The organism is Chitinophaga jiangningensis (assembly GCF_900142605.1).
GTDB classification, from domain to species: Bacteria; Bacteroidota; Bacteroidia; order Chitinophagales; family Chitinophagaceae; genus Chitinophaga; species Chitinophaga jiangningensis.
The window spans coordinates 1-1,238 of the sequence record NZ_FRBL01000024.1; the positions used below are offsets into that span (position 1 = coordinate 1).

General features: G+C 49.5%; 1 protein-coding gene. It reads right to left on the minus strand.

What is annotated here, in order from left to right; all coding sequences use genetic code 11:
• A partial coding sequence (locus BUB18_RS29785) for a hypothetical protein (RefSeq protein WP_178372233.1) occupies window positions 1-1,238 on the minus strand: 1,238 nt, incomplete at both ends.

Consider the following 1,238-nt stretch of genomic DNA (forward strand, 5'->3'; position numbering starts at 1 on the left):
ATGGTAGCTTTTGGATCGTGGATGTCACTTACTGTTGGAGCAGTGTTAGCACCAGTATATTGAACAGTCCAGGTTCCGATCTGCTGGATGTTACCGGTTGATACCACAGGGGTTGCATCCAGGGTGAAGGCAGTGGTTCTACCGCAATCTTCCTGATCTGCACCTGCGTTAGCCGCTGGGTTAGCAGCGTAGTTATAGATGGTTACTACGTCAGTTGTAGCCGGACATTTAGTATTTACAACACCGTTTACCATGCTGGTTACCGTCCAGGTCAGTTGTACCTGATCACCAGGTGTTACCGTGATGGTAGCTTTTGGATCGTGGATGTCGCTTACTGTTGGAGCAGTGTTAGCACCAGTGTATTGAACGGTCCAGGTTCCGATCTGCTGGATGTTACCAGTAGATACCACAGGGGTTGCATCCAGGGTGAAGGCAGTGGTTCTACCGCAATCTTCCTGATCTGCACCTGCGTTAGCAGTTGGATTTGCTGCGAAGTTGTAGATGATTACTTCGTCAGTTGTAGCCGGACATTTAGTATTTACTACACCATTTACGATGCTGGTTACCGTCCAGGTCAGTTGTACCTGATCTCCAGGCGTTACCGTGATGGTAGCTTTTGGATCGTGGATGTCGCTTACTGTTGGAGCTGCGTTAGCACCAGTGTATTGAACAGTCCAGGTACCGATCTGCTGGATGTTACCAGTGGATACCACAGGAGTTGCATCAAGGGTGAAGGCTGTAGTTCTACCGCAATCTTCCTGATCTGCGCCTGCGTTAGCCGCTGGATTTGCTGCGAAGTTGTAGATGATTACTTCGTCAGTTGTAGCCGGGCAGTTGGTGATGATGTTACCATTAACCATGCTGGTTACCGTCCAGGTCAGTTGTACCTGATCTCCAGGCGTTACCGTGATGGTAGCTTTTGGATCGTGGATGTCGCTTACAATTGGAGCTGCGTTAGCACCAGTATATTGAACGGTCCAGGTTCCGATCTGCTGGATGTTACCGGTTGATACCACAGGGGTTGCATCAAGGGTGAAGGCAGTAGCTCTACCGCAATCTTCCTGATCTGCACCTGCGTTTGCAGCTGGGTTAGCAGCGTAGTTGTAGATGGTGACTACGTCAGTAGTAGCCGGGCATTTTGTATTTACAACACCGTTTACGATGCTGGTTACTGTCCAGGTCAGTTGTACCTGATCACCAGGTGTTACCGTGATGGTAGCTTTTGGATCGTGGATGTC